Here is a 26535-nt window from a genome sequence, read left to right as displayed (position 1 = left end):
TAAAAACCCTCCAATATACCACCACCCTTCATTTCTTTTGCTATGATGTGAATCTATTCTTAGAAAAGGGAGTGAGTTGATGGTTCTGAAGGTAAAAGAATTGTCCGTTAGTTATGGAGAGAAAACGGTAGTTGATAAGATTAGTTTCTCCCTTCAAAAAGGAGAGGTACTCGGAATACTAGGAGAAAATGGCGCAGGAAAGACATCGTTGATAGAAGCTGTGCTAGGAATTAGGCCTGCTGTTTATAAGGAAGTCGCTATATTAGGACAATCTCCAATTCATAATAGAAAGCAAGTTTTTGAGAAAGTGGGTGTGCAATTTCAGGAATCGCATTTTCCAGATAAAATGACCGTTTCTGAAGCATGTCAGCAATGGAGTGTGTTATACAAGGCAACCGCGCCATATCAATTTTTATTGACCAAATTTGGCCTACAAGATAAGGAGAAATCATTAGTTAAATCATTGTCAGGCGGTGAAAAGCAAAGATTAGCGGTGTTATTAGCATTGTTACCCAACCCAGAATTAGTCTTTCTAGACGAATTGACTACGGGTTTAGATACGAAAGCAAGAAAAAAATTGTGGCAAACGCTAAGAAATTATAAGCGTGAGGGATTATCTATTATCCTTACCTCTCACTATATGGATGAAGTTGAAGCACTTTGCGACCGCATTATGATTTTAAAGGGCGGACATATCATATGCGAAGGAACGATAGCAGAAGTGATCAATTATTCAGGACAAGCTTCGTTGGAAGCTGCCTATTTAACTTTAACAGATGAAGAGGGGGAAGGATGATGACATTCTATACTTTAACAAAAATAGAAGCGAAACTCGTTTGGAGAGGTTTAGATATACTGATCTTCGGTATCATTTTTCCAATCATTGTTGCCTTATTATTTGGTTATATTATGAATAATGAACTGTTTACCCAAGGAAATACTATGTTCCTCCATTCTTATCCGGCAGTTGTAACTATTAGTATATTAGCTACAGGTGTAATGGGACTGCCCCTTACCATTGCTGATTACCGTCATCGCCATATTTTAAAAAGGTTTCAGGTGACCCCAGCTTCGCCTTTAACTTTGCTTTGTGCGCAGGCATTGGTTCAGTTTATTGCCTCTATGTTGTCTTTCCTAGGGGTGACTGCGGTATATCTTTTTGTTTTCAATTATGAAATGGCTGGTTCCTTTGGTTTGTTTCTTTGTAGTTATTTATTTGTTTTAATGGCTATGTATAGCATTGGCATACTCATCGGGAGTATTGTTCCAGATCAAAAAGCAGCGAATTTATGGGGGTCGTTAGCCTATTTCGGCATGCTTCTTTTTTCAGGTGCTACTATACCTTTTGAGATTTTTCCACAAATTTTACAGAATGTCTTTGCATTCCTTCCTTTATCACAAGGTATTCAGTTGCTTAAGGAAGTAAGTTTAGGCGGAGTTCTAAGCGACATGATTTTTCCAATAGTGACAATGATGGCTTGTGTATTCATTAGTGGATTCCTTTCGATTAAATATTTTAGATGGAAGTAGTGAGATATCTTGGTTTATTCAACTAAAGAAATCGCTGATAGTATGGGCGTTCATCCTAATACTGTGAGAGTTTACGAGGAATGGGGATATCTTTCCCCTGCTCCTCGTGCTGATAATGGATACAGACAATATGATGACATACATCTTTTTCAATTAAAAATAGCGAGGTTCGCTTTTCGGTGTGAAATCATTCAAGGCAGTATTCGTAAAAATGCAAGAGAGATTGTGCTCCTTAGTGGTCAGAAGCAATTTCTGAAAGCGTACGAGCAGGCTGAAAAGCATTTACTGCATTTAACCAAGGAATATGAAAGAGCGGTTGAAGCAGCTGAGATTGCAGAGAGTTGGTTATATTCACCTAAGGAAATACAAAGTGAAGGATTGTCCAGACAACAAGTAGCTGAAAAAATTCAACTTCATCCAGAGCTAATAAGAAATTGGGAAAGAAACGGATTAATTACTATTCCTCGTAATGAAAAGGGGTATCGTGTTTTTACAGAAAAGGAAATTAATATGCTAAAGGTGATTCGAGTATTAAGGATGGCTCATTATTCTTATGCATCTATTTTACGCCTAGTCCAACAAGCAAAAATGGCTCATCCAATTCATGTCAGAAAGGTATTGAACATATCAGAAAATCAGGAGGATATTGTATATGTTACTGATCGCTTATTAATGTCTTTAAAAGAAGCAATCGCAGATACAAAAAAGATTCTTACCATGTTAAGAGAAAAAAATGACGGAGATTAATCAATTTTTTCTACGTCTACGATATTTATTCTCCCAGGATAAGACTCTAAAATGCTTGTATACCAAATGCGAACTTGATCCCCTGAATCGAATGAGTGGTAATCAAGCAAAAATGTCGGTCCATTCGGTATATAGTCAGGTTGATAGGTCGTGTTAGATGATGCCTCTTCATTTATCTGGACAGTGGGCCGTTTTTCTTCGTCGATAAAGTAAATCATGCCTTTTTCTTTTATCAAAATGGCGTCAATAAAACCAGCACCATTGTATTTAGTAATTGAATTACTGATATCTCCAATTACCCACAAGCCATAAAGACAAATGGTAGTTAAAAGTATTCGTTTAACGACGCTAATTTCATCACCTCCTACCTATGTATATATTATGAATTTTCTGTTAATAATAAATAAAAATACTTATTCCCATGAAGGGAGTTTTCATCAAATGATCAAGGTAAAGTTATTCGACCAAGAGCATGAAAAAGATTTAGAGGTTGCGATGAACCGTTTTTTAGAAAAGGTGGAAGAACAAAAGCTTGTTGATATTAAGTATAATATTGCTGCGATGCAAGAAGAGGATGAAGAGCAAATTTACTGTTTTTCGGCGATGGTCATTTATAGAGCGTAACTACTTTTACTTATCAAGTAGTTACGCTTTTACATAGAGCCGCATTACTGCCAGCTAAACGTCCAGTTACAAGGGCTGAGGTAATATTGTAGCCACCGGTATAGCCATGAATATCAAGAATTTCTCCGCAGAAATATAAACCAGCCATTTTTTTTGACGCCATTGTTTGTGGTTCAATTTCTTTAACAGAAACGCCGCCACCAGTTACAAAGGCCTTTTCTAATGGTAATGTCCCATCGATTTCAACACGGAAATCATGTAGACGGCTAACGAATAAACGTAGCAGTTCATTCGTGATACTCACTGCTTGTGCCGTCGGATCAATACCCACTTCTTCTAAATGGAAGAGAAGATATCTCTCTGGAACGATCCCTTTTAGCAAGTTTTTGATACTCTTTTTTGGCTCTGATTTTTTTAGTGATATGATCTCTTGGAAGGTTTTCTCGCCATTTTGCCCAGGTAAGGCATTGATGCGTACGTTTACCTTTTTTAGCTTCCATTTTTTCATGGCTTTGACAACGAATTGACTACATCTTAAAATCGCAGGACCACTCAGCCCGAAATGGGTGAATATCATATCCATTTGATGTGTAATCAACGGCTTGTCTTTAGGGTTCAATACACTTACTTCTACATCGCGTAAAGAGAGTCCTTGTAGCGCTTTGTTCTTAATAAATAATTCACTTGACGTTAACGGGACTTCTGTAGGGAATAAGTCTGTAATCGTATGTCCAGCTTTCTCTGCCCAACCATAGCCATCTCCTGTAGATCCTGTATGAGGAACAGATTTGCCTCCCACTGCTAGCACAACTGCTTTTGCATGAAACTGTTCACCGGAATGTAATTGGACTGTATGGCTTTTCTCCGGTTGGAATTGAATATCAGCAACAGGACTATTTGTTTTTATCGTTACTTTCAATTCGTCTAGTCGCATAAGTAGTGCATCGACAACGGATTGTGCTTTATTACTTACTGGGAACATTCTACCGTGGTCTTCTTCTTTCAAAGCAATGCCTAGGTCCTCGAAAAAACGGATGATATCTTCATTACTAAAAATAGAAAAGGCGCTATGTAGAAAGCGACCGTTACCAGGAATATGTTTAATGATTTCATCGATTGGGAGTCGATTAGTCACGTTACAACGACCACCACCTGAAATCGCCAGTTTTCTACCTAATTTATTGCCTTTATCAATAAGTAATACTTTTGCTTTATTCTCTGCAGCACCAATGGCAGCCATTAGTCCAGATGGTCCACCGCCAATGACAATGACATCATATTGTGTTTGTTTCATTTTCTTCACCAACTTTTTCCCTTTCAATGAAAATAGCATACCTTTGCTATTATAAAGCAAAAGATAAAACATCTAAACATCTTCTTAAAAAATCATCAAGAATGAAAAGGGTCTTCTGAGATAAAAATATGTCTATTATTGTCGTAACATATGGTAGAATGAGAAGTTGTATAGTTTAATTTTGCGAATGATAGAAAACACCACGCTTTTGGTAGCGCTTGGACAATAGAGGAAGGGATTATATGTCGTCTAAGCTTTTACGAGGAACATTTATTTTAACTCTTGGTACATTCATATCTAAGTTTCTTGGATTATTTTATGTGATTCCATTTTATCAAATCGTTGGAAACGAAGGAACAATCCTTTATAACTATTCTTATGTACCATACACAATCTTTATCAGTGTGGCGACTGCGGGTGTACCGCTTGCCGTCTCAAAGTTTATTTCAAAGTATAACGCATTAGAGGAGTATGCAGTTGGTAGGAAGCTATTCAAATCCGGTTTAATTATTATGCTTTGTAGCGGAATTGTCTGTTTCTTAATCATGTATATGGGAGCGCCTACTCTAGCAAAGATTTTTGTGGACCCAGAAGATGTAGCAATGCTACAAGATATTGTCTCCGTTATTCGAGCGGTCAGCTTTGCCTTAATCATTATTCCGTTTATGAGCTTAATTCGCGGATTCTTCCAAGGTCATCAATCCATGGGACCTTCAGCCGTATCTCAGGTCGTTGAACAAATTGTACGAATTGCCTTTCTACTTGCTGGGGCATTTGTCGTCCTTTATGTAATGGATGGCGATTTAGTTACAGCAGTCAGTGTAGCTACTTTTGCAGCCTTCATAGGTGGTATCGGTAGTTTAGCTGTTTTGTTTATTTATTGGTACAAAAGAAAGCCTTATTTAGATCAATTATTAGCTAAAGATAAAGGTACAATGGATATCTCTCTTACAGATATGTATAAAGAAATCATTCTTTATTCGATTCCGTTTGTCCTTGTCGCATTGGTTAATCCGTTATTCCAAATGATTGATTTATCAACGTTTAATAAAGCGATGCAATCGATAGGATACTCTGGTAAAGAAGCAGGAGAAGCCCTTTCCGTATTGAACTATCAAACGCATAAATTAGTGATGATTCCTGTTACGTTAGCAACAGCATTTTCATTAACACTTGTGCCAACGATTACGAATTCCTTTATGAAAAATGATCGCTTGACGATGAATCGTCAGTTGAATCAAACGTTTCAAGTGATCTTGTTTTTAATTTTACCGGCAGTTGTTGGTCTTGCACTACTGGCAGAACCAGTATACACATTGTTCTATGAGCATAGTGAGTTAGGTACCGCTGTACTTCGAGCTTATGCCCCAGTGGCGATGTTATTTGCCCTTTATGCAGTGACAGCTGCTATTCTACAAGGGATCAATGAGCAGCGCTTTACCATTCTTAGTTTATTAGTAGGAATTTTAGTTAAGCTTGCATTAAATATACCCCTGATTAAGTGGTTAGAAACAGAGGGAGCAGTTCTAGCAACAGCACTTGGTTATGCTGTGGCGATCTTGATTAACTTAATTGTCATTAAAATATTCTCAGGCTATCAATTTAGATTAGTATTCAGACGCAGTTTATTAATTGTCATTCTTACGTTGGTTATGACGGTCATTACTTGGCTATTGTATCAAATGCTAATGATTTTCTTAGATCCAACATCCGGATGGCATGCGATAATGATTGTTTTTATTTGTGGAGGAGTAGGTGCAAGTGTATACTTCTATCTTGCAAATAGGATTCGTCTATTGCCCTTATTATTCGGAGACAGAATCGAGCGGATTTTAATTAAATTGAAGTTGAAGAAATAGTAATTTTTTTAGGCACCCGGCGTATGTATACTGGGTGCCATTGTGTTTGTTAATGTAGCCTTTTGACAAAAAGATAAGCGAATAGGGGTATAATTGTCGCAGACTTTGAGTAGGTCCAATCAATATATCCTTAGCTTTTTACGGCTTCAGTTAACAGATAGTAACTTCACTTGTAATGATTTTACCGCTTTGGTGGTTCATATGTTCAACCCCGCTTTCACAATTCTCTGGATTCTCCCATTTGATTATATATTTATTCCCTTTCTGTTCAATTGAAACGATAGTTACATTCCCAATTGTTCTTGTGTTTTTTTCAATAACGATGGACTTGGCTTGTTGTTCGGAAATTTTAGGTTCTGGTGCTGCTGAACAGCTACTTAAGAAGAGTAGTAATAGAAATAGCAGTAGACGAGATGTTTTTTTCATCAAGTTCATTCCCCTTTTTATGAGTAGACGGAATGATGAGATGGAAGTTTCATAGGAGTTGGGAAATACTGAAAATCTTTACTAAAAGGAAATGGCACCCGTAAGTACGGCAATAATCGTCATCACAATCGTGGTCCCAAACGCCCACTTAAATAGGAACTTCTGATGCTCACCAAAGTCTACACCAGATAGCCCGATGAGAATAAAGGTCGCAGGTACTAAAGGAGACAGAGGGAAGCCTGTTGTTGAATGACCGAGTAATGCTGCTCTACCTATTTCCACTGGGTCGATGCCAAAGTTGGCTGCTGTTTCACTTATAATTGGTAAAATGCCAAAGTAATAAGCATCAGGTGGGAAAACAAATACTAACGGTAAACTCGTTATCGCAACGAGGACAGGGAGGTAAGGGCCAAGGCCTTCAGGTATGACAGAAACAATGGAAACAGCCATCGCGTCCATCATTTGCGTTCCATTTAGGACACCTAAGAATATCCCTGCAGCAAAGATTAATGTACTGATTAATACAAAGTTATTTGCATGACTTAAAATTTGCTCTTGTTGCGCTTTTGGATCCCGGAAGTTGACAAAAAGTGCGATAGAAAAAGCAATGGCAAATAAAATTTGTAATGGCAATACGTCCATAATAAGCATGATCATTAATGCGATTGTCAAAAGTAAATTAAACCAGAATAATGTGGGGGACGTTTTTTTCTGTTCTATTGTACTCGATTGTTCTGTGAAACTCTCAGTGTATATTTGAATGACACCGATTCTTTCTCTTTCCTTTTTACCTAGAATATAAGCAGAGAAAAATGTCCAGACTAGTCCGCCGATCATCGCTGGGATGAGAGGGATAAATAAATCACTCATTTCCACATTTAAACTAGCAGCGGCTCTAACTAAAGGACCTCCCCAAGGTATCATATTCATTACCCCTGCAGCTAAGGCAACAACACATGACAAAATAAGGCGGTTCATGCCTAACTTCTTATAAAGAGGTAGCATCGCTGATATGGTAATCATGAAAGTTGATGAGCCATCCCCGTCTAAACCAACAATCATTGTAATAAGAGCTGTAGCTATCACTATTTTTAATGGATCCCCTTTGACATACTTTAAAATACGTGAAATCATTGGGTCAAATAGCCCTACATCAATCATTAATCCAAAATATAGGATCGCAAAAACAATCATTATCGCTGTAGGGGTTACTTGGATAATCCCATCCATCATCAGTTGGCCCATTTCGTTGCTGAATCCTCCGATAATGGCAAAAGCAACTGCAACAAAGACAAAAGCAACAACAGGTGAAAGTTTTTTAGTCAGAACTAAAAGAAGAAAAGATATCATCATGCAGAAGCCTAATAGAGATAGCACGTTTACATTCACTCCTTTTTTATTTATAAGTTGATGTGTTTTACTTCTATATAATCCCTTTTTCTCTTAATTTTGCGATTTGTTCTTTTGTGAGCGATAATTCTGACATTAAAACATCTTCTGTATGCGACCCTAAGTTTGGACCGGCCCACTTAATCTCACCAGGTGTTTTACTCATTTTCGGTACGATTCCTGGCATTTTCAAAGTTCCGATTCCATCAATAGGTACTTCTTGTATCATATTTCTGTTTTGATAATGTGGATCATTTACAATATCTTCAATTGAATAAATCGACCCAGCTGGTACACCAGCCTCATCTAAGAGCTCTTTGACTACAAGTAGTGGGTGCTGACTCGTCCAAGCTTCAATCAGCTGATCTAAATACTTTGCATGTTTAGAGCGACCGATATTATTTTCAAAGCGAGAATCTTTTGAAAGTTCTTCTCTGCCAATGGTTTTCATTAACCTTTTGAAAATCGTATCTCCATTCGCACCAATGACGATATATTTGCCATCCGAACAAAGGTATGTATTGGAAGGAGTAATACCTGGTAGTGTGCTACCCGTACGCTCTCTGATTACCCCATTTCTTCCGTATTCAGGTAGGATGCTTTCCATTAAACTAAACACTGATTCATAAAGGGCGACATCAATGACTTGTCCTTCTTTTGAATGAGTTACGTCACGGTGATAAACCGCCATTAGTGCACCAATTACTGCATATAGAGCAGATAGGGAATCACCTATACTTATGCCTACCCTCACTGGAGGGAGGTCGGGATAGCCCGTTATAAAGCGAAGTCCACCCATTGCTTCTCCAATTGATCCAAACCCAGGTTTATCTTTGTAGGGTCCATCTTGTCCATAACCAGACACTCGTACCATAACCAATCGTGGATTAATTTTTTTTAATTCCTCATATCCAATACCCCATTTCTCTAGGGTACCTGGACGAAAGTTCTCAATTAGAATATCAATTTCTTTTACTAATGCGCGGAGAACTTTTTGACCTTCCTCTTTTTTTAAATCCAGTGTAATTGATTTCTTATTCCTAGATTGCACATACCACCAAAGGCTAGTCTCATCTTCTATTACTCTCCAAGTTCTAAGAGGGTCTCCTTTTGTAGGAGGTTCAATTTTAATGACATCTGCACCGAATTCAGCTAATAATTTCGATGCGAAGGGTCCAGCGATTAACTGTCCCAGTTCAAGAACTTTTAAACCAGATAACGCTTTATTGGACATTTTTTTCACCTCTATGATTAATAAATAAATTTACTTATAGATTGCTTGTAAAGAGAGTAAATCTTGTTCAATATGATTGTACATTTCATTGGCTGCTTTTAAGCTATCTCGTTCTTTAAGTGCGGCTAGAATTTGAGCGTGTTCCTCGATACAACTCTCGTCTCGTATGCCGATTTTAATCCCACTATTTCTGAAATAGGTTACTTTATCACGAATGGTATTAGTTAATGAAACTAAATGATCATTTCCAGATGAGCTTAAGATGATTTCATGAAACTGTATACTAAGTCTTACGACATCCTCTTTCGCCTGAGATAACCATGCTTGTTTCGTTTGATCAATAATGCTTTCTAAAAGTTCTAAGTCGGAATTTTCAATATTTTTAGCAGATAACTTTGCTGCGAACGACTCCAATTGCTGTCTAATTTGATAAATTTGTATCATATCCGTAAGGGAAGGGCTAAATACTTTAAGGGTGTTTCCGTTTTGTACAACTAATTCTTCTTGGATGAGCATTTTTAATGCTTCACGTACTGGCCCTCGGCTAACGTTAAATTCTTCAGCGATTTTTACTTCTATTAATCTTTCCCCTCCAGGATAATATCCGTCTAATAATCTCTTTTTTAAATGCTGATACACTTGTACAGTTAATGTTTCTCTCATAATGGAAATCAAGTAAACCACTCCTTTCAACAAAAAAAATGTAAGCGTATTCAATATGTACTTATCATAAGAATATAAATGTATACTGTCAACAGTAAATTTTCAGTATATTTAATATTTTCCAACTAAAGCATTCTTCCTACTTTTTATTGATAATGTGAATGAAAAACAAAATGAATTGTAATTACTAAAAAGAGAGAGAAGTGTATCCTTCGCGTATTTCGTTGAAAGAAGTGAATAAAATGGAATCATTTGGATTATTAGGAATTATTCTCGTTATTGCCTTAGGGGTCTTTTCTCAGTGGTTATCATGGAAAATTCAATGGCCTTCAATTGTGATTATGTCGATTGCTGGATTAGTAATCGGTCCAGCGCTCGGACTATTGAACCCAGAACAAGATCTAGGAAGTCTTTATAGCCCTATTATTTCTTTAGCTGTAGCTGTCATATTATTTGAAGGTAGTACAACGCTTGATATTCGTGAAGTTCGTAGTATTTCCAAATCTGTTTTTCGGGTAGTTACTGTTGGGGCTTTTCTTGCTTGGATACTTGGATCTTTGGCAGCTCACTATATCGCAGGCTTGAGTTTAGAGGTGGCTTTTATCATCGGTGGATTATTTATCGTTACAGGGCCAACTGTTATAATCCCTTTATTAAGGCAGTCCAAACTTAAACCACGAGTGAGTGCTTTATTAAAATGGGAAGGTATTATTGTCGACCCAGCAGGACCACTTCTAGCCTTATTTGCTTATGAGGTTATTAAAGTATTAGTAAGTGATACATTAGGCATGATGGAACTCGGAAAATTCTTGTTAGCTTCATTATTAGCGATAGTGATCGGTTACATATTTGCAAAGGTTTTGAGCTGGATGGCTAACAAAGGGTTGTTTCCAGAATACTTGAAATCCCCTATTACTTTATCTCTTGTGTTCATTTGTTTTGGCATAAGTGAAGTGATTATGCATGAAACAGGCATGCTTGCTGTGACAGTGATGGGACTTGTACTAGCTAGAGAGAAGAAAAGAGTATCTGCCCTTGGGAATATTAGTCACTTCATTGAAAATGTCTCTGTAATCTTAACATCTACAATATTTATTCTATTAACAGCTTCTTTAACAAGAGAGACGATTGCAGAAGTGTTTAGTATCCAAATTATTGGCTTTGTAATCGTGATGTTATTTGTTGTTCGTCCACTGTCGATTTGGATATCAACAATAGGGACAGAGCTAACCAACCGAGAGAAAACTTTAATTGGATGGATTGCCCCAAGAGGAATTGTGGCATTAACGGTCTCTGGTTATTTCGCAACTATATTAATGGATGATGGTTATCGAGAAGCAGGATTACTTACAACATTAACTTTTGCTCTCGTTTTTATTACGGTTTGTGCTCATGGTTTTACGTTAGCACCGCTGGCAAAAAAATTAAAATTAGCATCTGAATCAGAGCCAGGTGTACTGATTGTTGGAGCAAGTAGTTTTTCAATTGCTTTAGCATACAAGTTAAAAGAGTTGGGTAATCCTGTACTGATTAGTGACACATCAAGTGGCAAGTTAAAGCTTATCCGAAAAAAGGGGATTGAAACTTACTCGGGACAAATTCTAGATGAGCATAGTCAATTCGAAATCGACTTAACTCCTTACGAATTCATCCTGGTATTGTCTGATGACCCTAATTATAATGCCCTGGTTACACAGTCATTTCTTCCGGAGTTTGGCTATAATAAAACGTTTACCATTGCGACTGAGCGGATGGATGAGGAAAAGGATGGAGGGTTTCCCACAACTGTGAAAGCTCATATGCTTTTTGACGAAGAGCATGTGTTCACAGAGTTAAATAAGAAGATAAATACAACTTATTCGATAGAAAGTAAGCAAGCTAACGACAATTATGAAAAAATAGAGGAAGCACAAGTGGGCGGTTATCCTTTATGTGTTCGTAAAAAGGATGGATCGATTGCTTTTAAGACCTTAAAGGATTCACCTTCTGTTGATAAAGAAGACATTATCATTTATTTGGAGGAAGTAAAATAAGCATAAGATTGCATGATGAAACCATGCAGTCTTGTTTCATTTTCTATTGTTTTAATCACTTATTGAAGGACTTACATAGAATATTTAATAAAACTGAATGAAGAGGTGAGGAAAATGTTAGTTAACAGGAAAAAACACATGTCACATCACTATGGGCAACAGAAATTAGGTTCCCTTTGTCATTTAAATGAAAACAGACAAAAGCATGGAGATAACAAAGAAATAGAGAAAGGTCCTCTAACAAATAGTAAGAGTGTATGAGCCAGGATGTATGTGTAAGTTACATTATGTTAGGTAGATGATATACTAGGAGTAACTGACATAAAGAGGATATGTAGAAAGAGGAAAAACTTCCTCTTGGTCTTTCCTCCTTCCTTAATAAGGGCGAGGAGAGGGTGGCGGATGACTAATACCAATGCGTCGTTCCACTCTTTCTAATCTTCTTTCTAAACGATCGAATTGTTGCTCTAAGCGTTGTACTTGATTTTCTAAACGCTCTATTCTACGGTTGGTGTTGCTCGGCGGGAAGCCTGGAATAGGGAAAAACGTTGGTTGTTGACGATAGTAATACATGTTTCTTGCACTCCTTTATCGATAAACTATGATGTTAGTCTATGTTGATAAGAGCAATATGTGCGTAGGAACGATGATATAAAAGGAGTAAGTAAGATGAGAATAGATAAAATGTTAGCAAACTTAGGTTATGGAAGTAGAAAAGAAGTAAAGCAATTATTAAAGCAAGGAGCAGTAAAGGTAAATGGGGCGCAGATTAAAGATGCTAAACAACATATTGATCCAAAACAGGACGAAGTGGGTATTCATGGGGAGATAATTGAGTATAAAGAATACATATATTTAATGATGAATAAGCCTAACGGGGTAATTTCTGCCACAGAAGATACGATGCATCAAACTGTCATTGATCTATTAGAGCTGGAAGATATCGTTTATTCTCCATTTCCTGTAGGTAGACTGGATAAGGATACAGAGGGACTATTACTAATAACGAATGATGGGAAGCTTAGTCATCAGTTATTGTCACCAAAAAAACATGTGCCAAAAACATATTATGCCATTATTAATGATAGAGTAACAGAGGCTGATATTCATTCCTTTGCTAAAGGTGTGAAGCTTGATGATGGTTATGAAACGAAGCCAGCAAAACTAGAAATATTAAAAAGTGAGACAAACTCTGAAATTTATTTAACGATTACAGAAGGGAAGTTTCATCAAGTCAAACGCATGTTTGAGGCAGTAAATAAAAAGGTGATTTATTTAAAAAGGCTTACAATGGGTCCGCTTCAACTTGATGATTCTCTTGCGTTAGGAGAATATCGAGAATTAACGGATGAAGAATTAGAAGAATTATTATCTTATGATCCAAGTAATGAAATGTAAGTACTAAAATATACTTTGTAACAAAAAAAGAAGCCTGAATAAGAGCTTCTTTTTTTCGCTTGTCATTTTCTTATGATGACATCTTCACTTTCTTTTGTGTAATAGTCCATTTTCCTCGGCTTGGACTTTTCACCAAGTCATTATAAGCTAAAACATTTAAATCTCGCTGTATCGTACGAGGAGTGATACCGAATTCCTCTACAAGCTCCTGAGTTGTTACAGTTCCGTTTTTCCGAATAAACATATAAACGGATTTGATACGGTTTAACATCCGGTTAGTCGAAGGTTTCAAAAAACCACTCCCTATCCAATTTATAAACCCATGGCAAGTGCCTGCAACCGACAGTTTCAGTTAAGAAACATGTCCTTTCAGTTATATGTAGTCTTCTTTTTCCCGAGACAACTCCTTTTTTGGTTTAACAGAAGAAATAATCAAGATGTCATACTAATTATTAATATTGTAAACCTATTTTCAGATAATTTCTAGTCACTTGCATGATTTTACATTATTTTTCTCTTTTTCCTCCTAAATATACAAAAGCATCCTCCATTCTTTTTAACATCATATATATGGCTAAAGGAGCCTGTTTTATGTTCTAAATATTCAAAAAAATAAAAGAAAAAACTTTTTTATTGGTTTAAAGAATGAAATGTTAGGGAAGTTATTATAGATTGAAATTATCTAGTTGGAGGAAACTCATGATTACATTTGCTGGTGTGTCTAAGGCTTTTGGAGAAAAAGAAGTCGTCACTTCTTTGGATTTCTCCATAGAAAAAGGCGAACTATTTGTATTAATAGGTCCAAGCGGCTGTGGTAAAACAACAACACTAAAGATGATTAACCGCTTAGAAGAAACAAGTGGTGGATCAATTACAATAAATGAAAGGAATATTAGTGATTATGCTCTTCATGATTTACGTTATGACATCGGCTATGTGTTGCAACAGATAGCTCTCTTTCCGCATATGACAGTAGAAGAGAATATAGCCATTGTACCAGAATTAAAAAAATGGAAAAAAAGCAAAATTCATCAACGTGTGACAGAATTATTAGACTTAGTGGGACTGGATGCAGGTACGTATCGGAACCGAAAGCCAGCTGAGCTATCTGGTGGTCAGCAACAAAGAGTAGGTGTCGCCCGTGCTTTAGCTGCCAATCCTGAAGTGATATTAATGGACGAACCATTTAGTGCGCTTGATCCGATTACGAGAGTGAAGCTACAAGATGATTTATTGTTAATGAAGAGAAATATAAATAAAACAATTGTCTTTGTGACACATGATATGAAAGAAGCGCTAAAGCTAGGTGATCGCATTGCTATTATGAATGAAGGAAAAATGGTCCAAATTGGTACACCAGAAGAGCTGAGGTATCAACCTGAAAGTCAATTTGTTGAAGAGTTCATCACTTCAACTGACCAAACAGTTGATCGATTTGCCATTAATCATGTGATGATTCCTTTTGATACGAGCGATGTATCAATCACTGAAACAGTAACGTCAAACATAAGTAAAGAGCAAGTGCTAGATCAACTGGTCACACATGAAAAAATAGCAGTGGAAGAAAATGGTGTTATCGTTGGGATGATTACAAGGGAGAGTGTCATTCAGTTTTTAGCCACTCAAGCGAAAGATGTGGGTGGAGAGTATGAATGAACTTATTAACGTTTTATCAGAGAGACAAGACCAATTGCTCAGTGCATTAATTGAGCATATGCAAATTTCGTTTATTAGTTTATTATTTGCCGTGATTATTGCAATCCCATTAGGGGTTATCTTAACGAGGAATGAAAAGGTAGCAGAACCCATTCTTGGCATTGCGGCAGTTATTCAAACAATCCCTTCTTTAGCCTTACTTGGCTTATTAATTCCCTTATTAGGTATTGGTAAGATCCCAGCTATTATTGCTTTAGTTGCCTATGCTCTTTTACCAATCTTACGAAATACATATACAGGAATTAAAGAAGTTGATCCAGCCTTAATAGAGGCGGCCAGTGCGATGGGAATGAAATCTGCACAACGGTTGATGAAAGTCGAACTCCCTCTAGCGATACCTGTCATAATGGCTGGAATCCGTACAGGTATGGTTCTAATTATAGGAACGGCAACTCTAGCAGCACTTATAGGTGCAGGAGGCCTAGGAGATATTATTTTACTAGGGATTGACCGCAATGATTCTACACTAATTGTGATTGGCGCTATTCCAGCGGCCCTTTTAGCTATTTTATTTGATTTTATTTTAAGAAGGTTCCAGAAATTATCATTTAAGAAAGCGCTAGTAGGTGTCAGTATTGGAGCTATAATTGCCTTGTTTGTAACGGTGTCTCCTTATATCTTTCAACAAGAGAAAGACTTGAAGATTGCCGGAAAACTTGGATCAGAACCTGAGATTCTTATCAATATGTATAAATTATTGATTGAAGAAGAAACAGACTTAACGGTTGAGCTCCAGCCAGGACTGGGTAAGACTTCTTTTGTATTTAAAGCTTTAACTTCCGGTAGTATTGATATTTATCCTGAATTCACTGGTACAGTGATTGCTGAGTTTTTAAAGGAAGAAGCAGTAAGCACAGACCAAACAGCCGTCTATGAACAAGCGAAAGAAGGAATTCAAGAGGAATTCGATTTAGTTCTATTAGAACCAATGGAATATAATAATACCTATGCATTAGCTGTGCTTAATGAATTTGCCGAAGAACATGAACTTCAAACAATATCCGACTTAAAAGCAATTGAAAGCATGATGAAACCAGGATTTACACTCGAATTCTCTGATCGAGAAGATGGTTACATCGGTATTCAGGAGTTGTATGGCTTAAGTTTTTCTGAAGTGGTGACAATGGAGCCTAAATTAAGGTATACCGCTTTGGAAAATGGTGAAATCAATCTTGTTGATGCCTACTCAACTGATTCTGAGTTAGAAGAGTATGGACTAACTGTTCTAGAAGATGATCAATCACTATTTCCTCCTTATCAAGGTGCACCGTTATTGAGACAAGAAACAATTGAGAAATATCCGGAAATTGTTGATCCTCTCAATCAGTTGGCAGGGGAGATAACAGACGATGAGATGCGAAAAATGAATTATGCAGTAAATGTTGATGGGATAAGTGCCAAAGAAGTAGCAGAAGAATATTTAAAAGAGAAAGGTCTTATCCAGTAGCGAACAAGAAAGATAAGAAAGTCCGAACAATGTGATGTGTTGTTCGGACTTTTAACGTTTATTAAAGAAATAATCAATAATGAATATAAGAACACCGTACTTATCGTTATATTTTTAAGGGTAGTGTTATAATAACCATGAAAGCACTTACTTTATTAATCCTTTTAAAAGAGAAGGATGTTGATTACATATAGCAGGAGGTTTTTATATTGGGTGATATTAATTGGCAAGAAGAAGTTATGAAAAGGAAGGACGACTTAATTAAAGATACACAAAAGTTATTGCAAATTAAAAGTGTGCTAGATGAGGAAAATGCCACATCTGATGCACCGCTCGGTAAAGAGGTAAAAGAAGCGTTAACCTATCTATTGAATTTAGGTGAATCCGATGGATTTATAGCAAAAAATGTTGAGAATCTTGCTGGTCACCTAGAGTTTGGACAAGGTGAAGAGTTACTCGGTATTCTTTGTCATGTCGATGTTGTTCCTGAGGGAGATGGCTGGTCCAGTGATCCTTATGGTGCCGAAATAAGAGATGGTAAAATCTTTGCTCGTGGAGCGATTGATGATAAAGGACCAACAATGGCTGCGTATTATGCAATGAAAATTGTCAAAGAGTTAGGCCTGGATATGAACAAGCGAGTAAGGATGATTATTGGTACGGATGAAGAGAGTGATTGGCGTTGTGTGGATCGATACTTTGAAGTAGAAGAAATGCCAACTTTAGGTTTTGCCCCAGATGCGGATTTTCCTATTATTTATGCAGAAAAGGGCATTGCTGACTTTGACCTTGTGCAAAAAGAAATTATTCGCGGTGTCGCTTCCTCACAAGTAAAAGTGCTCTCACTCCAGTCAGGTAAAAGATACAATATGGTTCCTGACTTTGCTAAAGCATCACTTATGGTTCAATATGAGCCAACTGAAGTTGTACAAATGTATGTTGACTTTTTAAAGGAAAAAGAACTTCAAGGTAAATATTATATGGACAATGGTGAACTTATTCTTGAGCTTGAAGGTGTATCTGCACATGGGATGGAGCCGAATTTGGGTAAAAACGCCGGACTATTATTAGCAGATTTTCTCTCAAGTTTAAAGCTAGATCAACAAGCAGACCAATTTATCGGTTTCATAGCGAAGCATTTTGCTAATGATTCTAGAGGTAATCAGTTAGGTATTGCCTTCTCGGACGATATCACGGGAGACTTGACAATCAATGTAGGTAAAATCTATTACAAACAACAAACTGGAGGTAGATTGGGTTTAAATATGAGATATCCAGTTACTACTGATATTGAATCTACATTGAAGAAAATTGAACAAAAAGCTCAAACATTGGGGATGCTATTTGAAAACCTAGATGATTCAAGACCACATCACGTAGATGGTGACTCTTTCCTCATTCAAACATTAAAAAAAGTGTATACAGAACAGACTGGGGAAGAAGCTGAATTACTTTCGATAGGTGGAGGAACCTATGCGCGTTCATTAAAAGCTGGAGTAGCTTTTGGTGCGTTATTCCCTGGGAGAGAAGATGTAGCCCATCAGAAAGATGAATATATGTATATTGAAGATTTATTGAAAGCAACAGCCATCTATGCAGAAGCAATATACGAATTAACAAAATAATCTATTGATAAATGCTGTTTTCCTTGATAAGATAGCGTTGAAGTTTAGCACTTTAAAGGAAAAATGAAATCGTTGAAGGAGATGCTCTATCATGAATTATGTCATTTTTAATGGCAATATCATTGAAAGATCGGAAGCAAATGTTGATATTGAAGACCGTGGTTACCAATTTGGTGACGGAGTGTATGAAGTCATTCGCGTCTATAATAGCAAAATGTTTACAGCGACAGAACACTTGGAGCGAATTATTTTAAGCGCAAAAAAAATTGGCATGGAGTTAACTTATACTGTTAAAGAAATGAAAGAGCTGTTAACACAATTAATAACAAAAAATTCATTAGAGCATGGAACGATTTATATGCAATTCTCAAGAGGAGTAGCTCCACGTAATCATCCATACCCCTCTTCTGATGTAGCTCATTCATTTGTGGCTTATACGAAGGAAGTAGCGCGTCCGCTTGCGAATTTAGAAAATGGTGTCAAAGCCATATTAAAAGAAGATATTCGCTGGTTACTTTGCGATATTAAAAGCTTAAATTTACTTGGTAATGTAATGGCTAAACAAGAGGCTATCTCAAAAGGATGTTATGAAGCGATTCAACATCGTGGCGAAGTTGTAACAGAAGGTAGCTCATCTAATATTTCTATTATTAAAGATGGAACACTTTACACACATCCTGCTTCCAATCTGATTTTAAATGGCATCACTCGTCGTAAAATGATTGAGGTTTGTGAAAAGGATGGTATTCCGGTAGTGGAAGAGCCGTTCTCGTTAAATGATTTAAATACAGCGGATGAAGTATTTTTATCTAGCACAACTTCAGAAATTACACCTATCATTCAAATAAACGAAAAACAAGTAGGTGAAGGTGTACCTGGCGTGTTAACAAAGAGAATTCAAGGATTATTTGATGCAGCGATTGAAAGCGAATGCGGAAGCTTAACAACGACAGTGTAAGGGATATCAATATAAAGGGAAGTAGAATTCTTTCTAACCATAAGTAATATCAAAAACTGCACCCCACTTGTTAGACGGTATCTACAAGTGGAGGTGCTTTTTTATTGCTAGCAGGGCCTTTTCATGAATAAAGTCAGCTAATACCTTTCTTGATTGCACACAAATCATTAATCGTCTTCATGAATATGAAGAATGGGCGTGGGGCTGTTTCTTTAGCTGCATAGAGATGCTCAAGGAATTTTTCACTTTCAAGGACATTATTGTAAAGTTACTAACTTTAATATCTCTAAATATCCAGCACTTTTCAAAAAAACGCACCAAATTTTTCATGGTTTTCGAGTGTAGACTTTTTGTTCTTTCAGAGGACTAGTATATAATTATGACATGAAATAAACAGTAGAATTGAATGAAAAGAGGATGTTTTATGAAAAGAAGTCATGCTTGGATGATTGTACGAGCTGGCGTGCTTATACTCACTTTGGTGTTGGTCGGCTGGTTCGTCATAAAAACATTCACCCTTACCTATCCTTTCTGGTTGGCTGCCTTATTTGCCTGGTTTTTACAGCCCCTTGTTCGGTTATTACAAAGTAAATTACGCTTTTCTTCAGGATGGGCAAGCTTCGTTGGCTTGTTAGGCGGTGTTCTTGTTATATGCGGTATGATTACTGGCCTACTGTTCTTACTAATTGCCAATTTTAAAACCTTTTTCTTGCAAATCCCTAACTGGATAGAGGGCGCTTCTATTAATGTGCAACACTTTTTTAATACGGTTATTTTACCTTTTTGGCAAGATGCGTCAGGGTTATTTAACTCAATTGGTTCGGGTAATAATCAGGCCATGAAGCAAGGAATAATGGAACTTGGTTCACAGGTTGGTTCTATTTTAGGAGATATTGGTCAAGGGGTTGTTGATTGGTTATCTCAGTTGCTACTCAGCTTGCCTACTTTTTTTGTTGCCTTTATTTTTTTCTTATTAAGCATTTACTTTATGGGAAAAGATTGGGGACAATATAGAAGTTTTTTCAGGAGAATCCTCCCTTTTCGTGTGAGAGTGAAGGCAAAAGAGTTTAACTTTGCCATAAGAAACCGACTGTTTGGTTTTATACGAGCGCAGTTTATTCTAATGATCGCAACAGGAATTATTGTCTTCATTGGTCTAGCTATTTTGCGAGTAGAAAATATATTTACACTAGCGGTTATTATAGGTATCGCAGAACTTCTACCTTATTTAGGCACAGGGACAATCCTCATTCCTTGGAGTGTTTATCTTCTCATTACAGGAGATGTCAGACTTGGGGTTGGCATTGCCATTGTTTATGGTGTGACATTAGTCGTAAGACAATTGTTAGAGCCCAAAGTTTTATCGAGCAGCATGGATTTAAATCCGGTTGCTGTGTTAATCTCTCTTTTTGTTGGTCTCCAATTATTCGGAGCATTTGGCTTATTTATTGGTCCAGTCACACTTGTATTGCTTATCATTCTTCACGATATAAAGATTACACATAGTATTTATTACTTTATAAGAGATGGGTTTCAGAATGAAAAAGCTGGTTAGTTTGGTGAAATAGAAAAAACGAACAATTTGTTCGTTTTTTCATTTACAGTGGCTTTATGTACCAACGATCCATAGCTGAATGTTCTGACCCTTTTAGTGGCTCATGAAGTAATTCAAACCCATATGATTGGTATAGGCGATCCGCAATTGTTAGTGTATTGTGTGTTTCTAAATAACAATATTGATAATGTTGTTTTGCGAATGTCAGCGCAGTATCCATTAACTTTTTGGATAAGCCCAGTCCTTTAGCTTTAGGTGATACATATAGTTTTTGTAATTCACATATTCCTTCGTCTAAGTCAAAAGGAGCAATGCCGATACCTCCAATGATTTCTTTTTCCATTTCAACAATCCAATAGGCTGAGCCTGGGGTTTCTTCATAGTATTGATGGAGCGAATCTAATTGAGGATCGTAATAAGCCGTTCCTGGAATAGCTAAATTGGCTGACTCTAATGCTTCTTTTATAATTGCTGCAATCTTTAAGTTATCTTTCTGCTTAATTTTTCGAATATTGGTCATAGGAACCTTCCTTAATTAAACGGATAATTATATTGATTGTTTGCATGTGGATTCCCTCAGGACAGATGGTTCTGATGAGGACATCCTCAATGGTGCACATACCCATATCAATAGGTTGATATTCGCGATTTAAGATATCACCATAATGCTGTTCAATAACTGTCGGTTGGTCACGAAGTAATCTGATAAGATCTTCATAAGAAGGGGTGCATTCATTGAAATCAGTTGGTGTTGTACCGAAACCAAAGAATGAATGATAGGCTGATAAGTCTATGCTAACCTCTCTTGTTAACGATTGTATCCATAAAAACTGATCAAGGTAAATATGCCCCATATGCCATCTGATGTTATTGCGGAAACCGGCAGGAATGATTTCTGCTTGCTATGCAGATACATTCTTGAGGATTAATAGCACTTCCTCACGATACGTGTGTAATTGATTCATAAGAACAGTATGACGTCTTATCAACGGAATCACCTCGTAATATTTTTAAACCATCTTGTACATTAAAACATCGTCAACATACACATCATGACTAAGTTTAATATCTTTTATTTTTCGTCCTTCTTCCACAAAGCCCATTTTTTCATAAAGATGGATAGCAGGGTAATTAGTAGAAAACACTCCTAAAGATAATTTTTCAATGACAGGATGTTCTTCAGCCCATTTAATCAGTGTTTGCAATAATTGCATACCAATGCCTTTTTTACGATAGCTTGAGTCAACATATATACTAAAACTACCATGATGAGCTAGTCGGGCTATGGATGATGAGCGAAATATAATACATCCAACGACTCTTTGATCAGACTTAGCGACAAAGACAACCGAGTGTTTTTTGCTATTTGTGATGATTGCAGATAATCTTTTTCTTTCTTCATCTATATTTGCTAAAAATTCTTCGTTTGTAGTAATGAAAAATCGATTTTCTTCAACGATCCCTTTCTGCAAAGTAAGAATATCATCTACATCAGCTAACAACGCTTGGTGTACTTTCAACAGCAACCACACTCCTTACTTTTTCTACAATCAATAAAAGTATACGAAATATTCATACAAGTAGTAAAGTGAAAATGTACCATGAGGATTGCCACATAAGTATTTTGGCAATATGTTATACTAATATATATGTCAGGAAATTCCCTTTTAAAGGGATTTATTTACGTTCTATAGAACATGGGCATCTAGTGTGAATAGATGCTCTTTATTGTTTTTATTTTAAGGTTTTAAGTGAGGTTTTATAAATGAGTGGAAATACAGATAAAGGAAATGCATCCCTTCTTCAACAAGCTCTAAAGGTGAACAAAAAACCTTTTCCATGGGTAAAGGCTTTTCTAGCTGGATTAGCTGCAGGTCTTCCAGTTATTATTGGTATCCTTTTTGGAGAGCTAGAGTATGGTTTATTAACAGGTATGGGTGGGTTTACCTATCTTTATGTATTTAATATCCCTTATGCCCAAAGAGCAAAAAAACTATTTTTCGTTGCCATAGGAATTACTTTATCATCCTTCTTAGGGACAATTGCTGCACCGTTTCCACTTGCTGTTGCAATCATTATGGGTATAATTGCTGCAATGGCCACGTTTGTCTTTGGAGCGTTACGCTTTACCGGGCCAAGTGCGATCTTTTTTGTATTAGTGTTCGCAATGACTTCTGGAATGCCTACAGAGCCTGAGCTAGCGTTTCAGCGTGCTGGGTTTGTGTTTTTAGGTGGTGCACTGTCATGGTTGATTGCGATGGCAGGCTGGTTTGTGAATCCTTTTGGACCTGAAACAGATGTCGTTAAAAGGGCTTATAATGAATTAACCATTTTGATAAAAAGCATTGGTACAGAGCAGTTTGATGAACAGAGATATAAAGTCATGTCCTCCTTAAATGATGTCGAGGATATCTTAATTGCTGGCTACCTACCTCTTAGAAGGAAGAAGAGATATGATCGTTTATATGTGTTAAATGATCATTTGAATCGCATTTTTCTAGAGGTGATTAAAAACTTTTTAAATGAAAGAACAGCGCCACCACAAAAATTAATAGAACAGCTTCAAGTTTTATCGAATTCAGTTGATAAAAATAGATTGGATATAATTGAAATCGAAGAAGATGAAGTAAGAGGCTGGCACGCCAAGTATAAGCAATTATATGCAATTATTAAACGCCTCGATTGGGATACAGAAGATATATCTTCGCATGTGAAAGAAGAAATAGAGCTTTCTAAGCCCACTGTTAGAAAAGCTTTACTTCATTCATTTGATAAGAACTCGATTGTATTACTGTCTGCTTTGAGAATTGGAATTATGACAATCATTGCAGGGATTATCGCTTACCAATTTCATTTTGAACGTTCATTTTGGGTACCTCTTTCTTGTGTAGCTGTCATGTCTGGAGCAACAGTCGTTGCCACTTATCATCGTGCAATTCAACGTGGAATTGGAACAATAGTGGGAATCTTAATCGCTAGCTTTATACTTAGTTTTCACCCTACTGGACTTGTCATTGCCTTATTAATCTTTTTACTTACCTTTATTACAGAATTATTTATTGTGAAAAACTATGGATTAGCGGCAATCTTTTTTACACCTAATGCGCTGTTGATGGCAGAAACAGTAACGCCAGGTGATTTTGCTTTTACTTATTTCGCACAAGCAAGAATAATTGATGTTTTTATAGGCAGTATCATTGGTTTATTAGGTGTTTTAATTATTGGGAGAAGCTCAGCCTCTAGTAGGCTACCCCACCTCATTTCAAAAACAATTCGTAGCCAAGCTCAGCTCATGTTTACAATGTTTTCAACCCATACAAAAGATGGTCATGAATCAGAAAGAGAACTATCTAAATTGAAAACAAATATTCAAGGCTTAAAGACTGTATATAATACAGCAGCTGGTGAGATCCCGATCGATCGCAGCGCATTAACCTATTATTGGCCAGTTGTTTTTTGGTTAGAGCAAATCACCTATTTTCTTGAAAAAACAGCAGAAGAGAAAGCGCACCAAGTGAAATTATCTGATGAGGCTTTAGCGCAACTCTTGTATTCTTATGAATCTTTAGCTAATGCAGCTTACAGAGAGCACGCTCCAGCAAATTTGTCCTTTCCTAAAATGCAAGGTTTATCTAACTTGAAAAATGACATGATTCATCTTCAAAGATCATTACAAATGCACGAAGAAAAGCATCCATCATAGGGTGCTTTTTTTTTATGATAAAACGCTAGTATGTCATAAAAGAAACCTGTAAATAGGCGTTGGCTTAAAATAATCAATGTGTTGATTCCATCTTTTTTATAATTATTATTTAAAAAAAATGATTATTTTTGTTTTAGAAAAAATATGGAGGGTAAATAAAAACAACTATTCCTTAAAAATAATTACATAATAAAAGGAGAGAATGACTATGTCTAAAAATGATAAAGACAAACAACTTGAAAATTTTAGAAGTAATGACAATAAGGATAAAGACTTAACAACAAACGGAGGAGTAAAACTTTCAGAAGATGAACATTCTTTAAAAGCTGGTACAAGAGGTCCAACATTACTAGAGGATTTCCATTTACGTGAGAAGTTAACGCATTTTGACCATGAAAGAATTCCTGAGCGTGTTGTTCATGCTAGGGGATTTGGGGCTCACGGTGAGTTTCAAGTTTATGATGATTCAATGAAGGCATTCACGAAAGCGAAATTTTTAACTAATCCTCATACGACAACGCCTGTTTTTGTCCGGTTTTCAACAGTTGTTGGTTCGCGTGGTTCACTTGATACGCCGAGAGATGCCAGGGGATTTGCTACAAAATTTTATACAGAAGAAGGAAATTATGATCTAGTAGGTAATAATATTCCTGTATTTTTTATCCAAGATGGTATTAAATTTCCTGATTTAATTCACGCAGTGAAACCTGAACCGCATAATGAAATGCCACAAGCGGCTTCTGCACATGATACTTTTTGGGATTGGGTTTCGCAAAATCAGGAATCTGCCCATATGGTGATGTGGGTGATGAGTGACCGTGGTATTCCGCGAAGTTATCGAACAATGGAAGGATTCGGTGTTCATACATTTAGATTGGTTAATGATAAAGGGGAAGGTCACTTTGTTAAGTTTCACTGGAAACCAGTATTAGGCACACATTCCCTTGTTTGGGACGAGGCACAAAAGTTAGGAGGGAAAGACCCTGATTTCAATCGCCGTGATTTATGGGAGTCTATCGAAGCAGGCGACTATGCTGAATACGAACTTGGTGTGCAAATTTTAGAAGAGAAGGATGAATTTTCGTTTGATTTCGATATTCTGGATCCAACGAAGATTTGGCCAGAAGAAGAAATTCCTGTTCGTAAAATTGGTAAAATGACACTGAATCGCAATGTAGACAATGTGTTTGCTGAAACAGAACAAGTGGCCTTCCAAGTTGGAAATGTAGTACCTGGTATTGATTTTACGAATGATCCATTATTACAAGCAAGATTGTTTTCCTATACAGATACCCAACTCATTCGTTTAGGTGGTCCAAATTTCCATGAGCTACCTATTAATAGACCTGTTTGCCCTTTCCACAATAATCAAAGAGATGGTTATGGTCGCCAAACGATTAATACAGGACAAGCTGCTTATCATAATAATACCCTAGCAAATGGTTCGCCGAATACGGTTGAAGAATCTGAAGGTGGTTATGCTCACTATCAAGAAAAAGTAGAAGGTAGGAAAATTAGAGAACGAAGTGATAGTTTTGAAGATCACTTTAGTCAAGCTACACTGTACTGGAATAGCTTGAGCGATATAGAAAAAGAACATACGATTAGTGCTTTTCAATTCGAATTGAGTAAAGTGGAAAGCCAAGCTGTAAAAGAGCGTGTAGTCGAAATGTTTAGTCACGTAAATAGTGATCTTGCTAATCGCATTGCTGAAAAAGTGGGTGTAGATGCAGTTGAGAATAAAAATGAGACAACTACAGCGAAATCATCACCTGCACTAAGTCAACAAAACACAATCTTTTCCGCAGCTACACGTAAACTAGCAATCATTGTTACAGATGGGTTTGAAGGTGAAAAAGCAAAGTCAATCATCAATGATTTGCAAGAAGCTGGTGTGAACCCATGTATTATAAGTGACCGTCTTGGCACAATTAGAGGGAGTGGGGGAGTAGAGTTACAAGCAAAACATACATTTGCTAGTGACAGTTCAGTGGTATTTGATGGTGTGTATCTCATTGGTAGTGATGAAGTTGATGCAACCTTTAAGCATGATGCATTGCTGTTTATAGATGAAGCATACCAACACTTCAAACCAATCGCTGCTACTGGTGATGCCATCTATTGGATTAAAGATTTAGATTATCCTAGTGAAGAAGGCATTTTACTAGAAGAACAATCAGGTAATGATTTTGCGAAACAAATAATTGATGCTTTGTCCGCTCACAGATTTTGGAATCGGTCGCAAGTATAATGACTAAGAAGGAAAACAGAGACGTCATCTAATGGTGTCTCTGTTTTTTGCGTTCAATAGTAAATTTAACTACATGTATCATC

The 26535-nt window shown here is 36.8% G+C and carries 25 protein-coding genes; 14 read left to right on the top strand and 11 right to left on the bottom strand.

The features are described from left to right. Window positions 1-79: 79 nt before the first annotated feature. The 3 genes from MHI57_RS09480 to MHI57_RS09470 are packed head-to-tail and all read left to right on the top strand — an operon-like array spanning window position 80 to window position 2277. Window positions 80-796 carry an ABC transporter ATP-binding protein gene (locus tag MHI57_RS09480; protein WP_307316675.1) on the top strand — a complete coding sequence of 239 codons (717 nt, stop codon included), beginning with the start codon at window positions 80-82 and terminating at the stop codon, window positions 794-796. After that, window positions 796-1530: an ABC transporter permease gene (locus tag MHI57_RS09475; protein WP_233435207.1), complete on the top strand. Its 735-nt coding sequence runs from the start codon at window positions 796-798 to the stop codon at window positions 1528-1530. Before MHI57_RS09480 ends, MHI57_RS09475 begins: the two co-directional genes overlap by 1 nt. Window positions 1531-1539: 9 nt before the next feature. Then, window positions 1540-2277 (top strand): MerR family transcriptional regulator, encoded by a 738-nt coding sequence (locus MHI57_RS09470; protein ID WP_340975993.1) that lies wholly within the window; start codon window positions 1540-1542, stop codon window positions 2275-2277. On the opposite strand, the gene MHI57_RS09465 is transcribed toward MHI57_RS09470, so the two are convergent. Continuing rightward, window positions 2274-2582 (bottom strand): hypothetical protein, encoded by a 309-nt coding sequence (locus tag MHI57_RS09465; RefSeq protein WP_340975991.1) that lies wholly within the window; start codon window positions 2580-2582, stop codon window positions 2274-2276. The two genes, MHI57_RS09470 and MHI57_RS09465, sit on opposite strands and share 4 nt — an antisense overlap. A 136-nt stretch (window positions 2583-2718) precedes the next feature. On the opposite strand from MHI57_RS09465, the gene MHI57_RS09460 reads away from it, so the two are divergent. Beyond that, a complete protein-coding gene (locus tag MHI57_RS09460; protein WP_095372184.1) occupies window positions 2719-2901 on the top strand; it encodes a sporulation protein Cse60 in 183 nt (60 codons plus the stop codon). 13 nt (window positions 2902-2914) lie between these two features. Here MHI57_RS09460 and MHI57_RS09455 read toward each other — a convergent pair whose 3' ends face one another. Next, window positions 2915-4195, bottom strand: coding sequence for an NAD(P)/FAD-dependent oxidoreductase (locus MHI57_RS09455; protein WP_328198837.1), 1281 nt, complete (start codon window positions 4193-4195; stop codon window positions 2915-2917). Between the two features lie 242 nt (window positions 4196-4437). Here MHI57_RS09455 and MHI57_RS09450 point away from each other — a divergent pair, with 242 nt between their 5' ends. After that, on the top strand, window positions 4438-6054 hold the full coding sequence (locus MHI57_RS09450) for a putative polysaccharide biosynthesis protein (protein WP_095372185.1): 1617 nt from the start codon (window positions 4438-4440) through the stop codon (window positions 6052-6054). Window positions 6055-6204: 150 nt separating this feature from the next. Here MHI57_RS09450 and MHI57_RS09445 read toward each other — a convergent pair whose 3' ends face one another. The 4 genes from MHI57_RS09445 to MHI57_RS09430 form a co-directional block, all read right to left on the bottom strand. Further along, window positions 6205-6480, bottom strand: a complete 276-nt coding sequence (locus MHI57_RS09445) for a hypothetical protein (protein WP_307316683.1) — start codon at window positions 6478-6480, stop codon at window positions 6205-6207. Between the two features lie 81 nt (window positions 6481-6561). Further along, window positions 6562-7857, bottom strand: coding sequence for a CitMHS family transporter (locus MHI57_RS09440; protein WP_095372187.1), 1296 nt, complete (start codon window positions 7855-7857; stop codon window positions 6562-6564). Window positions 7858-7903: 46 nt separating this feature from the next. Continuing rightward, on the bottom strand, window positions 7904-9103 hold the full coding sequence (locus MHI57_RS09435; RefSeq protein ID WP_218971963.1) for a CaiB/BaiF CoA transferase family protein: 1200 nt from the start codon (window positions 9101-9103) through the stop codon (window positions 7904-7906). 30 nt (window positions 9104-9133) lie between these two features. Further along, window positions 9134-9778, bottom strand: a complete 645-nt coding sequence (locus MHI57_RS09430) for a GntR family transcriptional regulator (RefSeq protein ID WP_095372189.1) — start codon at window positions 9776-9778, stop codon at window positions 9134-9136. Window positions 9779-10008: 230 nt separating this feature from the next. Here MHI57_RS09430 and MHI57_RS09425 point away from each other — a divergent pair, with 230 nt between their 5' ends. Further along, window positions 10009-11799 carry a cation:proton antiporter gene (locus MHI57_RS09425; RefSeq protein WP_095372190.1) on the top strand — a complete coding sequence of 597 codons (1791 nt, stop codon included), beginning with the start codon at window positions 10009-10011 and terminating at the stop codon, window positions 11797-11799. A gap of 375 nt (window positions 11800-12174) precedes the next feature. Here MHI57_RS09425 and MHI57_RS09420 read toward each other — a convergent pair whose 3' ends face one another. Beyond that, window positions 12175-12372 (bottom strand): hypothetical protein, encoded by a 198-nt coding sequence (locus tag MHI57_RS09420; RefSeq protein ID WP_095372191.1) that lies wholly within the window; start codon window positions 12370-12372, stop codon window positions 12175-12177. A gap of 96 nt (window positions 12373-12468) precedes the next feature. Here MHI57_RS09420 and MHI57_RS09415 point away from each other — a divergent pair, with 96 nt between their 5' ends. Next, the gene (locus MHI57_RS09415) at window positions 12469-13197 is read left to right on the top strand and encodes a pseudouridine synthase (protein WP_095372192.1); all 729 of its coding nucleotides are present in this window, start codon (window positions 12469-12471) and stop codon (window positions 13195-13197) included. Between the two features lie 70 nt (window positions 13198-13267). Here the strand turns inward: MHI57_RS09415 and MHI57_RS09410 are convergent, their stop codons facing one another. Further along, on the bottom strand, window positions 13268-13489 hold the full coding sequence (locus MHI57_RS09410) for a DeoR family transcriptional regulator (protein WP_095372193.1): 222 nt from the start codon (window positions 13487-13489) through the stop codon (window positions 13268-13270). Window positions 13490-13896: 407 nt separating this feature from the next. Here MHI57_RS09410 and MHI57_RS09405 point away from each other — a divergent pair, with 407 nt between their 5' ends. The 5 genes from MHI57_RS09405 (at window position 13897) to ytvI (ending at window position 20498) form a co-directional block, all read left to right on the top strand. Then, window positions 13897-14853 (top strand): ABC transporter ATP-binding protein, encoded by a 957-nt coding sequence (locus MHI57_RS09405; protein ID WP_095372194.1) that lies wholly within the window; start codon window positions 13897-13899, stop codon window positions 14851-14853. Further along, window positions 14846-16360, top strand: coding sequence for an osmoprotectant update ABC transporter permease/substrate-binding subunit OpuFB (gene opuFB, locus MHI57_RS09400; RefSeq protein WP_340975983.1), 1515 nt, complete (start codon window positions 14846-14848; stop codon window positions 16358-16360). The genes MHI57_RS09405 and opuFB overlap by 8 nt, the downstream gene beginning before the upstream one ends. Before the next feature lie 209 nt (window positions 16361-16569). After that, entirely contained in the window at window positions 16570-17985 is a 1416-nt protein-coding gene (pepV, locus tag MHI57_RS09395; protein ID WP_095372196.1) for a dipeptidase PepV, read from the top strand. A 91-nt stretch (window positions 17986-18076) separates the two neighbouring features. After that, the gene (dat, locus tag MHI57_RS09390) at window positions 18077-18943 is read left to right on the top strand and encodes a D-amino-acid transaminase (RefSeq protein WP_307316696.1); all 867 of its coding nucleotides are present in this window, start codon (window positions 18077-18079) and stop codon (window positions 18941-18943) included. Window positions 18944-19367: 424 nt separating this feature from the next. Then, window positions 19368-20498 (top strand): sporulation integral membrane protein YtvI, encoded by a 1131-nt coding sequence (ytvI, locus tag MHI57_RS09385; RefSeq protein WP_095372198.1) that lies wholly within the window; start codon window positions 19368-19370, stop codon window positions 20496-20498. Between the two features lie 43 nt (window positions 20499-20541). Here ytvI and MHI57_RS09380 read toward each other — a convergent pair whose 3' ends face one another. The 3 genes from MHI57_RS09380 to MHI57_RS09370 form a co-directional block, all read right to left on the bottom strand. After that, entirely contained in the window at window positions 20542-21018 is a 477-nt protein-coding gene (locus MHI57_RS09380; protein ID WP_095372199.1) for a GNAT family N-acetyltransferase, read from the bottom strand. After that, a complete protein-coding gene (locus tag MHI57_RS09375; RefSeq protein WP_307316702.1) occupies window positions 20996-21352 on the bottom strand; it encodes a DinB family protein in 357 nt (118 codons plus the stop codon). The genes MHI57_RS09380 and MHI57_RS09375 overlap by 23 nt, the downstream gene beginning before the upstream one ends. 156 nt (window positions 21353-21508) lie before the next feature. Further along, window positions 21509-22018: a GNAT family N-acetyltransferase gene (locus tag MHI57_RS09370; protein WP_307316704.1), complete on the bottom strand. Its 510-nt coding sequence runs from the start codon at window positions 22016-22018 to the stop codon at window positions 21509-21511. 245 nt (window positions 22019-22263) lie between these two features. Here MHI57_RS09370 and MHI57_RS09365 point away from each other — a divergent pair, with 245 nt between their 5' ends. Next, entirely contained in the window at window positions 22264-24201 is a 1938-nt protein-coding gene (locus tag MHI57_RS09365; RefSeq protein WP_307316708.1) for an FUSC family protein, read from the top strand. Between the two features lie 208 nt (window positions 24202-24409). Then, a complete protein-coding gene (locus MHI57_RS09360; protein WP_307316711.1) occupies window positions 24410-26452 on the top strand; it encodes a catalase in 2043 nt (680 codons plus the stop codon). Window positions 26453-26535 lie beyond the last annotated feature (83 nt).

The sequence above is a fragment of the Cytobacillus sp. FSL K6-0129 genome, from assembly GCF_038007625.1.
GTDB lineage: Bacteria > Bacillota > Bacilli > Bacillales > Cytobacillaceae > Cytobacillus > Cytobacillus kochii.
Note: the sequence above shows the minus strand (reverse complement) of the source record. Positions and strands in the feature narration are given on the sequence as shown.

Bases quoted from the DNA above. Each gene is read 5' to 3' on its own strand.
- MHI57_RS09420 (WP_095372191.1), bottom strand. From the start codon at position 12,372: ATGTATTACTATCGTCAACAACCAACGTTTTTCCCTATTCCAGGCTTC.
- MHI57_RS09415 (WP_095372192.1), top strand. From the start codon at position 12,469: ATGAGAATAGATAAAATGTTAGCAAACTTAGGTTATGGAAGTAGAAAA.
- MHI57_RS09445 (WP_307316683.1), bottom strand. From the start codon at position 6,480: ATGAAAAAAACATCTCGTCTACTGCTATTTCTATTACTACTCTTCTTA.
- MHI57_RS09475 (WP_233435207.1), top strand. From the start codon at position 796: ATGACATTCTATACTTTAACAAAAATAGAAGCGAAACTCGTTTGGAGA.
- MHI57_RS09480 (WP_307316675.1), top strand. From the start codon at position 80: ATGGTTCTGAAGGTAAAAGAATTGTCCGTTAGTTATGGAGAGAAAACG.
- MHI57_RS09435 (WP_218971963.1), bottom strand. From the start codon at position 9,103: ATGTCCAATAAAGCGTTATCTGGTTTAAAAGTTCTTGAACTGGGACAG.
- MHI57_RS09375 (WP_307316702.1), bottom strand. From the start codon at position 21,352: ATGGGGCATATTTACCTTGATCAGTTTTTATGGATACAATCGTTAACA.
- ytvI (WP_095372198.1), top strand. From the start codon at position 19,368: ATGAAAAGAAGTCATGCTTGGATGATTGTACGAGCTGGCGTGCTTATA.
- MHI57_RS09460 (WP_095372184.1), top strand. From the start codon at position 2,719: ATGATCAAGGTAAAGTTATTCGACCAAGAGCATGAAAAAGATTTAGAG.
- MHI57_RS09360 (WP_307316711.1), top strand. From the start codon at position 24,410: ATGTCTAAAAATGATAAAGACAAACAACTTGAAAATTTTAGAAGTAAT.
- MHI57_RS09365 (WP_307316708.1), top strand. From the start codon at position 22,264: ATGAGTGGAAATACAGATAAAGGAAATGCATCCCTTCTTCAACAAGCT.
- MHI57_RS09455 (WP_328198837.1), bottom strand. From the start codon at position 4,195: ATGAAACAAACACAATATGATGTCATTGTCATTGGCGGTGGACCATCT.
- opuFB (WP_340975983.1), top strand. From the start codon at position 14,846: ATGAATGAACTTATTAACGTTTTATCAGAGAGACAAGACCAATTGCTC.
- MHI57_RS09405 (WP_095372194.1), top strand. From the start codon at position 13,897: ATGATTACATTTGCTGGTGTGTCTAAGGCTTTTGGAGAAAAAGAAGTC.
- MHI57_RS09425 (WP_095372190.1), top strand. From the start codon at position 10,009: ATGGAATCATTTGGATTATTAGGAATTATTCTCGTTATTGCCTTAGGG.
- dat (WP_307316696.1), top strand. From the start codon at position 18,077: ATGAATTATGTCATTTTTAATGGCAATATCATTGAAAGATCGGAAGCA.
- MHI57_RS09380 (WP_095372199.1), bottom strand. From the start codon at position 21,018: ATGACCAATATTCGAAAAATTAAGCAGAAAGATAACTTAAAGATTGCA.
- MHI57_RS09450 (WP_095372185.1), top strand. From the start codon at position 4,438: ATGTCGTCTAAGCTTTTACGAGGAACATTTATTTTAACTCTTGGTACA.